We start from the raw sequence: 7,453 nt of genomic DNA, 5'->3' as shown, positions 1-7,453 counted from the left end.
GGTGCCGGTCGCGGTCCCGGTCCCGGTTGCGGTCCTCGTCCGCGTTCTCGTCCGCGTTCTCGTCCGCGTTCTCGTCCGGCACCGGGAGTGCGACCTCGCGCAGCAGGCAGTTCAGCAGCGGTGCGATCGCGTACGCGTCGGCGTGAGCGGCCGGCCGGGCTCCCTCGGAGGCGCGGGGTGCCGCGTCGTCGTCTGCGGTCGGGGGCATGAGGTCCACGCGTTCCACTGTTCCCTACGGTCTGTCCGGACGGAGACGATCAGTATGTCCGCGTGTCCGCCACGGACCGGCAGTTCGTTCCGCAGCACGTTTCGTACCCGAGGAGCCCGCCTGTGCACCGTCCCTCCGCCGCCGAGGCCGAAATCGCCGACGAGCTGGCCGTCGTACGGCCCGCGCTGGTGCCCCGGTACGCGGCAGCGCTGCCGGGGGCCCGCGCGGCCGTGCTGAGCCGGCTGTGGCGCGGTCTCGCGCACGATCCGCTGCCGTGGGTCGCGCGCCGGGAGCCGGACGGTGACGGGCTCACGCTGCGGCTGACGGACGGCCGTCGGCTGCGCGGCCCGCGCCCGGACCCGTATGCGACCGCCGCGTACGTCACCGTCGTGCGGCTGGACGAGGCGGCGTACGGCGATCCGGCGCGGTTGATGGGGGAACTCGCCGTACCGCACTCGGCTTCCTTCGCCGCCGAACTCGCGCACAGCGTGGCCTCGTTGGCACTGTCCCGGGCGGGAGCGCCGGAAGAGGGCGGGGAAGACGCGGGTGAGTGGCCCCGGTGGGACTGGGAGTGGGAGCAACGAGTGGTCGACGGGCATCCGTTCCATCCCAACTGCCGTTCCCGACCCGGTTTCTCGGTGGCCGACCAGTTGGCGTACGGGCCCGAGCACCGTCCCGTCGTGGAGCTGGGGCTGATTCCGGTACCGGCCGGGGACTGCCTGGTGACGGGGGTCTGGCCGGAGTGGCTGCGGGACGGAGAGCGGGTGGTGGTCCCGGTGCATCCCTGGCAGGCGGCGCATGTACTCAAACGGGAGCCCGCGGGGCGGCTGGCGGCGCGTCCGCTGATGGCGCTGCGGACGCTCGCACTGCCCGCCGGGCCGCATGTGAAGACGGCGTTGAGCACACGGCTGACGTCGTCGGTGCGGGACATCTCGCTCGGTTCGGTCGCCGCGTCCGCGGTGCTGTCCGAGTTCGGGGAGTCGATGGCGGCACGGGCCGACGGGCTGTTGCACATCACCCGCACCCTGGGCGCCGCGGCGGCCGGTTCCGCCGATCTGGCGGCCGTGGTGCGCGAGTCGCCGCAGGAGTACGCGGCGGCCGGGGAGCGGGTGGTGCCGGTGGCGGCCCTGGCGGCGACCGGGCTGCCCCGCTCCCCCGCCTGGACGGCCCGGTTCGCGCGGCTCGCCCTGACGGTGGGACTGCGACTGCTCGAACTGGGCGTGGCGTTGGAGGCGCACGGCCAGAATCTCCTGGTCGTGCTGTCGCCGGACGGGGAGCCGGTGCGGCTCGTCTACCGTGATCTGGCCGACCTGCGGATCAGCCCGGCGCGGCTCGCCCAGCACGGCATCCCCGCGCCCGAGTTGCCCACCCGCATGGTGACGGACGACGAACGGACGCTGCGGCGCAAGGTGTTCGGCTCGCTGGTGGCGGGCGCGCTGGCCGGTACGACGGGTTCCGGCCCGGCGCTGCGGGTCGCGCTGGAGAGTGCCGTACGGGATCTGCCGCGTACCCCGGACCTGGCGGCGCTGTGCGGCGAACCGCTGCCCGCGAAGGCGCTGACGCTGATGCGGCTTTCGCCGCGGGCGGCCGGGGACGAATGGGCGGAACTGCCCAATCCCCTTCAAGGCGAGCCCGGGTGGGGCCGGCCCTGGAGCCCCGCTGGGGAGTGCGGTGGTTCCGATCAATAGGATCCGGCGATGATCAGAAGAAAATGGCCGGCAGCAGGCGTCGGTGTCCTGCTCGCCGCTCTGACGGCGGGGCTCGCCTTCCCGTCCGCGGCGGTCGCCGGTGAACCCACGGGCCAGGACGCGCCCCAGGTCGACCTCGTCCTCGATGTGAGCGGCTCGATGCAGACCCGGGACATCGACGGGCAGTCCCGGATGGCCGCGGCGAAGCAGGCGTTCAACGAGGTGCTGGACGCGACGCCGGAGGAGGTCGAGCTGGGGATCCGCACCCTCGGCGCCAACTACCCCGGCGACGACAAGAAGGAGGGCTGCAAGGACACCGCCCAGCTCTATCCGGTCGGTCCGCTGGACCGCACGGAGGCCAAGACGGCGGTGGCCACGCTGAACCCGACCGGCTGGACACCGATCGGCCCCGCCCTGCTGAAGGCGGCCGGCGACTTCAAGGACGGCAACGGTTCCAAGCGGATCGTACTGATCAGCGACGGCGAGGACACCTGTGCCCCGCTCGACCCGTGCGAGGTGGCCCGGGAGATCGCGGCCAAGGGCATCGGTCTGACCATCGACACCCTGGGCCTGGTGCCGAACGCCAAGCTGAGCCGACAGCTCAGCTGCATCGCTGAGGCGACCGGCGGCACTTACACCTCGGTCCAGCACCAGGACGAACTGGCCGACCGGGTCAATGAGTTGGTGGACCGCGCGGCGGAGCCGGTGGTGACGCCGGTCGCGACCGAGGGGGCCGCGTCGTGCGCGAAGGCGCCGACGCTGGAGTCCGGTCTCTACACGGACCGTGAGGAGTTCGGGCAGCAGCGCTGGTACCGGGTGGACGTGCTGCCGGGCCAGGAACTGCGTGCGTCGGTGAGTGTGGCGGCGGACCGGGCGGTGAACCCGGACTACGGCGTGCTGCTGCGGGCCGTCACGGTGCACAACCGGGAGATCGTCCGCGGCGAGGCCGCGGGCACCGGCCGTACGGACGTCCTGTCCACCGGCCTGCGCTATCCGAAGCCCGAGCGGGACGACGACGACGGCGACAAGCCGGCCGCCGAGACGGTGTGCCTGGCGGTGACCAACTCGTTCTCGCCGGGTTCCGGTGTGAAGACCACGCCCGGCCTGCCGCTGGAACTGACCATCGATGTCGTGGAGGGCCCGGACGGGTCGAGCGACGTGGCCTCCTTCGGCCTGGGCCGGGGCTGGTGGCTGCTCGGCACGCTGGTTCTCGCCGGCTTCCTCGCCGGTCTCGTCTGGGGCTGGCTGTCACGCTGGCGGTTCGCGGTCTGGAGGACCAGCTGATGCGTATCACCCGCTTGTTGGGCGCGGCCCTGCTGACGTTCGGGCTGTCCGCGGCCGCCGCGGCCCCCGCCGCGGCCGACTCCACTCCCTCCCCCGGCGCGTCGTCCGAGGACGGCGCCGGACCGACCCGCGCGGGCACCTCGTTCCGTACCGCGACGGAGTTCGAGCAGGGGCAGACCGCGACGGCGCGTGCGTCCGTCGGCGACTACCTGTACTGGTCGTTCCCGGCGGGTACGGGGCAACGCCCGACCGTCGAGGCGTCGGTGAAGCTGCCCGAGACGCACGCCGCCGAGACCTGGCGGATCGACGTGTACGACGGTCTGCGCCGTCGACAGGCCTGCCAGTACGGCGCCCAGACCCGCACCGCGGCGGCCGACGCGGCCTCCGTGGAGCTGAAGTGCGTGCTGCGCACGGTCCGCGCCTGGTCGGAGCCGTGGGCCAACGACCCGCTGCCGGGCACGTACTACGTCCGGCTCACGGCGGTGAACCTCACGGCGGCCGACCTGGGCCAGTCGGTGGACATCGAAGTCCGGGCCGGCTCCAAGGAGATGGGCGGTGCGGCGGCGGTCGACGGCTCGCTCTCCGAGCCGCTGGTACCGGGTATCGCGCTGCAGAACGCCGCGGCCGACCAGGACGGCGACGGTGACGGGAACGACTCGCCGACCGCCGTACTGGCCGACCTCGAGCCCGAGGACGGCTGGACCTCGGGCTGGTGGTCCAGCCGCTGGGTGTGGACCGCGATGGGCGGTGCGCTGGCCGCACTGGCCGGGGTCGCCGGCTACCGGTTGACGCGGGGAACGGGACGGCCGTCCCGGGTGCCGCCGGGCGCGTGACCTCCGGCGGGACGTCCGAGGGACGCCCGGCGCGTGACGCTCTCCCAGGAGGCCCGCCTTGTGCGGGCCTCCTCCCGTTCACGGCCGCGCCTCCCCTTCGCGACCGTGCCACCCGTCACGCCTCCCTCAGCCCGTCACGCCTCCCTCAGCGCCTTGGCGAGCGTGCCGTCGCCGCTCACCGCGATCCGCCCGTCGCGTACCGCGTCGGCGACGGTCGACTCCCCGCGGCTGATCGCCGTACAGGTGCCGGTGTCGAGGACCAGCGTGGCATCGGGTTCGCCGGGGGCGGGCCCGTCCCCGTAGACCGGCCCGTCCTCGGCACCGACGTGCAAGTGGAACAGTCCCTCCTCCAGCCTGACTTCGACCAGGCCACCCCCTCCCGCACCCTCCCCCGCACCCACGGCTTCCAGGGCGCGCAGCAGGGGCAGCGCGAACCAGTGCGCCCGCACCGCGTCGGTGGGCCGCCGCTCCCCCAGCGCCGCCTGCCCCCACGCACCGAGCGCTTGCAGCACGGGCAGCAATGCGCGCCCCCGGCCGGTGAGTTCGTACACGTAGGCCGCGCCGGGCGGGGGCAGCCTGCGCCGGGTGGTCAGTCCTTCGCGTTCCATGTCCTTCAGCCGTGAGGCCAGTACGTCCGTGCTGACGCCGGGGAGGTCCGCGTGCAGGTCGGTGTAGCGTCGCGGGCCGGCGAGGAGCTCGCGGACGATCAGCAGGGTCCAGCGGTCGCCGACGGCGTCGAGCGCGCGGGCGGCGGAACAGTACTGGTCGTAGCTTCGGCGAGGTGACATGCGACGCAGTGTAGACAAGTTGTTGGACTTTCCAAGTGGTCACTTGGTAAAACCAAGCAACACGAGATCGGCGTGAGGGGAAGCGGCCCATGGAGTTCCGGCAGTCGAGCAAGCTCAGCGAGGTCTGTTACGAGATCCGCGGCCCGGTCATCGAGCACGCGAACGCGCTGGAGGAGGCGGGGCACAGCGTGCTGCGCCTGAACACCGGGAATCCGGCCCTGTTCGGCTTCGAGGCGCCGGAGGAGATCCTCCAGGACATGATCAGGATGCTGCCGCAGGCGCACGGCTACACCGACTCGCGGGGCGTCCTCTCCGCCCGCCGCGCGGTGGCCCAGCGCTACCAGACCCTGGGGGTGGAGGTCGACGTCGACGACGTCTTCCTCGGCAACGGCGTGTCCGAACTGGTGTCGATGGCCGTCACGGCGCTGCTGGAGGACGGCGACGAGGTCCTCATCCCCGCCCCCGACTTCCCCCTCTGGACGGCGGTGACCACCCTCGCGGGCGGCAAGGCGGTCCACTACCTGTGCGACGAACAGGCCGACTGGTACCCGGACCTGGACGACATGGCGTCGAAGATCACGGACCGTACGAAGGCCGTGGTCATCATCAACCCCAACAATCCGACCGGTGCGGTCTATCCGAAGGAGATCGTCGAGGGCATCCTCGATCTGGCCCGCCGGCACGGCCTGATGGTCCTCGCCGACGAGATCTACGACCAGATCCTCTACGACGACGCCGTGCACCACTCGGCCGCCGCGCTCGCCCCCGACCTGGTCGTCCTCACCTTCTGCGGGCTGTCGAAGACGTACCGCGTGGCGGGCTTCCGCTCCGGCTGGCTGGTGGTCACGGGCCCGAAGCAGCACGCGAAGAACTACCTGGAGGGCCTGACCATGCTGGCCTCCATGCGCCTGTGCGCCAACGCGCCCGCCCAGTACGCCATCCAGGCCGCGCTCGGCGGCCGCCAGTCCATCCGTGAGCTGACCGCCCCCGGCGGCCGTCTGCACGAACAGCGGGACGTGGCCTGGCGGATGCTCAACGACATCCCCGGCGTGAGCTGCGTCAAGCCCAAGGGCGCCCTGTACGCGTTCCCGCGCATCGATCCGGCGGTTCACAAGATCCACGACGACGAGAGGTTCGTCCTCGACCTGCTCCTGCGGGAGAAGATCCAGGTGGTCCAGGGCACCGGCTTCAACTGGCCCTCCTCCGACCACTTCCGCATCCTGACACTCCCCCACGCGGATGTCCTGGAGACGGCGATCGGCCGGATCGGGCGGTTCCTGAGCGGCTACCGACAGTAACCCTCATGAGGGCGCCCCGCCTCCTGCTGGAGACGGGGCGTCGCGTGTCGCGGCGGTGGGCGTCAGGCCCGGCGGTTCGGGATGGCGAGGAGGGCCGCGGCGCTCAGGGCGGCTGCTGCGGCGAAGACGTAGAAGACCGTGGTCGGGCCGAGAGAAGACATCAGGATCCAGCCGCCGAGCAGCGGCGCCACGATCGCGCCGCCACGCCCGAAGCCCGAGACGTAGCCGAGTGCCGTGGCACGGGTCGAGGCCGGGTAGCTGGACGCCACCCAGTCGTTGAGCACGGTCAGGGCCGAATGGGCACCGACACCGGCGAGCGCGGTCAGACAGAGGACGACGACGGTGTTGCCGCCCCACGACAGGCCGACGACGGCGATCGCGGAGAGCGCCGCGCTGCCGATGGTGACGAAGCGCGGGCCGACCCGGTCGGCGACAGCGGCGATGGCGAACGAGCCGATCACGGCACCCAGATTGAGCACGAGCGTGAACTGCAGCGCCGAGCCGAGCGGGTAGTCCATCTCGCGCATCAGCTGGGTCAGCCAGGTGTTCAGGCCGTACCAGGCCAGGAGCACCGCGAAGTTGGCGACGATGAACAGCACCGTGGTGCGTGCGCGGCCGTCCGACAGCACGGAGCGGGCCGGCGAGGGGGTCTTCGCCTCGGCCGTCGGGCCGCCGGACCCGGGGCTGTCGACGGACGCCGTCGAGGGAGTGGCTTCGGGGGCGGGGGCGTCGGCCGCTCCGGGTCGCGAGTCCGGCAGCAGGGCGTACACGCCGGCGAACACCAGCGTCGACAGTGCCGCGCCGACACCGAACAGGCCGCGCCAACCGAGGGAAGCGCCCCACGCGGCGGCGGTGAGCGCGGCGAGCACACCGCCGACCGGAACGCCCGCGAGGACGATGGTCGCCACCAGCGCGGAGCGACCGCGCGGAGCGTACTCCTTGGCGAGGGCCACGCAGGACGGCATCACACCGCCCATGCCGATGCCGGCGAGCAGTCGGAAGAGACCGAACTGCCAGGGCTCGGCGGCGACGGCACAGCCGACGGTGAACAGGGTGAAGATCACTCCCGACGCCAGCACGAGCCGACGCCTGCCGAGGCGGTCGGCGAGCGGCCCGCAGACGATGGCGCCGATGAGCATGCCCACATAAACGAGACTGCCGAGGGTTCCGGCGAGGGACTTGTCGAGGCCCAGTTTCGAGTCGGCGAGCATCGACGGCATCGCCACGCCGTAGACGATGAGGTCGAACCCCTCGACCGTGATCGCCGCCGTACACAGGACGACGACCGCACGGGTCAGGGCGCGGGTGCGCCGGTCCGTCGGAGCGGGAGCGGGGGGCCGGGCGGGAGCGGAGG

Annotated in this window: 7 protein-coding genes; 4 read left to right on the top strand and 3 right to left on the bottom strand. The window is 72.3% G+C overall.

The window, feature by feature from the left end; genetic code table 11:
* A partial coding sequence (locus tag AOK11_RS11660; RefSeq protein ID WP_167353782.1) for a hypothetical protein occupies nt 1–208 on the bottom strand: 208 nt, incomplete at its 3' end.
* 122 nt (nt 209–330) lie between these two features.
* Here AOK11_RS11660 and AOK11_RS11655 point away from each other — a divergent pair.
* The 3 genes from AOK11_RS11655 to AOK11_RS11645 are packed head-to-tail and all read left to right on the top strand — an operon-like array spanning nt 331 to nt 4,013.
* The gene (locus AOK11_RS11655) at nt 331–1,896 is read left to right on the top strand and encodes an IucA/IucC family protein (RefSeq protein WP_055593604.1); all 1,566 of its coding nucleotides are present in this window, start codon (nt 331–333) and stop codon (nt 1,894–1,896) included.
* Nucleotides 1,897–1,905: 9 nt separating this feature from the next.
* Nucleotides 1,906–3,180 (top strand): VWA domain-containing protein, encoded by a 1,275-nt coding sequence (locus tag AOK11_RS11650; RefSeq protein WP_055593603.1) that lies wholly within the window; start codon nt 1,906–1,908, stop codon nt 3,178–3,180.
* On the top strand, nt 3,180–4,013 hold the full coding sequence (locus AOK11_RS11645; protein WP_055593602.1) for a hypothetical protein: 834 nt from the start codon (nt 3,180–3,182) through the stop codon (nt 4,011–4,013). Before AOK11_RS11650 ends, AOK11_RS11645 begins: the two co-directional genes overlap by 1 nt.
* 134 nt (nt 4,014–4,147) lie before the next feature.
* Here AOK11_RS11645 and AOK11_RS11640 read toward each other — a convergent pair whose 3' ends face one another.
* The gene (locus AOK11_RS11640; protein WP_055593601.1) at nt 4,148–4,801 is read right to left on the bottom strand and encodes a winged helix-turn-helix transcriptional regulator; all 654 of its coding nucleotides are present in this window, start codon (nt 4,799–4,801) and stop codon (nt 4,148–4,150) included.
* 89 nt (nt 4,802–4,890) lie between these two features.
* On the opposite strand from AOK11_RS11640, the gene AOK11_RS11635 reads away from it, so the two are divergent.
* Entirely contained in the window at nt 4,891–6,099 is a 1,209-nt protein-coding gene (locus AOK11_RS11635; RefSeq protein ID WP_055593600.1) for a pyridoxal phosphate-dependent aminotransferase, read from the top strand.
* A 62-nt stretch (nt 6,100–6,161) separates the two neighbouring features.
* On the opposite strand, the gene AOK11_RS11630 is transcribed toward AOK11_RS11635, so the two are convergent.
* On the bottom strand, nt 6,162–7,453 hold a 1,292-nt coding region (locus tag AOK11_RS11630; RefSeq protein ID WP_055593599.1), incomplete at its 5' end, for an MFS transporter.

The organism is Streptomyces hirsutus (genome assembly GCF_001418415.1).
Classification (GTDB): domain Bacteria; phylum Actinomycetota; class Actinomycetes; order Streptomycetales; family Streptomycetaceae; genus Streptomyces; species Streptomyces hirsutus.
The sequence above is the reverse complement of the archived record's forward strand: the minus strand, read 5'-3'. Positions and strand labels throughout refer to the sequence as shown.

Excerpts from the sequence above, each read along its gene's own strand:
- AOK11_RS11650 (WP_055593603.1), top strand. The coding sequence starts at position 1,906 with ATGATCAGAAGAAAATGGCCGGCAGCAGGCGTCGGTGTCCTGCTCGCC.
- AOK11_RS11635 (WP_055593600.1), top strand. The coding sequence starts at position 4,891 with ATGGAGTTCCGGCAGTCGAGCAAGCTCAGCGAGGTCTGTTACGAGATC.
- AOK11_RS11640 (WP_055593601.1), bottom strand. The coding sequence starts at position 4,801 with ATGTCACCTCGCCGAAGCTACGACCAGTACTGTTCCGCCGCCCGCGCG.
- AOK11_RS11645 (WP_055593602.1), top strand. The coding sequence starts at position 3,180 with ATGCGTATCACCCGCTTGTTGGGCGCGGCCCTGCTGACGTTCGGGCTG.